Here is a 659-nt window from a genome sequence, read left to right on the forward strand (position 1 = left end):
AGACCGAACTGTTCACCTTGGCTGAGTCGCTGGGCGGCGTGGAGAGCCTGGTGAATCATCCTGCGGTGATGACGCATGCCTCGATTCCGGTGGAACGCCGGGAAAAGCTGGGCATCAGTGATGCGCTGGTGCGGCTGAGCGTGGGCGTGGAAGACCTGGGTGATCTCCAGGTGGATCTGGAAGGGGCGTTGGCGTGAGCAGTGGTCTGGACAAGAACGCGCCGGGACTCGTTCCCTACGCCGCGTCGCGTCGGCCGCTGGCCGGTTTCCTGCGCTCGCCGATCGAGCACCGTCAGCTCATCTTTCGCCTCATCCAGCGTGAGATTGTGGGTCGCTACCGGGGCTCGTTCGCCGGTCTCGCATGGTCGTTCATCACGCCGCTGATCATGCTGGTGCTCTACACCTTCGTTTTCTCAATCGTTTTCAAGGCCAAGTGGAAGGATTTCGACACCAGCGGCGGTTTTGCTCTGATTCTGTTCTCAGGCCTGATCGTGCATGGCGTTGTCGCTGAATGCATCAACCGATCGCCGGTGCTGATCACTGGCAACCCGAACTATGTGAAAAAAGTGGTGTTCCCCCTCGAAGTGTATGCATGGGTGACCCTCGGTTCCGCCGTGTTCCATGCGTTCATCAGCTGGATGGTGCTGACCATCGCGCAGC

Annotated in this window: 2 protein-coding genes; both read left to right on the plus strand. The window is 59.9% G+C overall.

Going from position 1 to position 659, the window contains the following annotated elements; genetic code table 11:
• Positions 1 to 197: PLP-dependent transferase (locus tag AAE045_RS23640; protein WP_455549745.1), on the plus strand; the 197-nt coding region annotated here is incomplete at its 5' end.
• A partial coding sequence (locus AAE045_RS23645) for an ABC transporter permease (RefSeq protein ID WP_455549746.1) occupies positions 194 to 659 on the plus strand: 466 nt, incomplete at its 3' end. The genes AAE045_RS23640 and AAE045_RS23645, both read left to right, overlap by 4 nt.

Source organism: Dryocola clanedunensis (assembly GCF_038405435.1).
Classification (GTDB): domain Bacteria; phylum Pseudomonadota; class Gammaproteobacteria; order Enterobacterales; family Enterobacteriaceae; genus Dryocola; species Dryocola clanedunensis_A.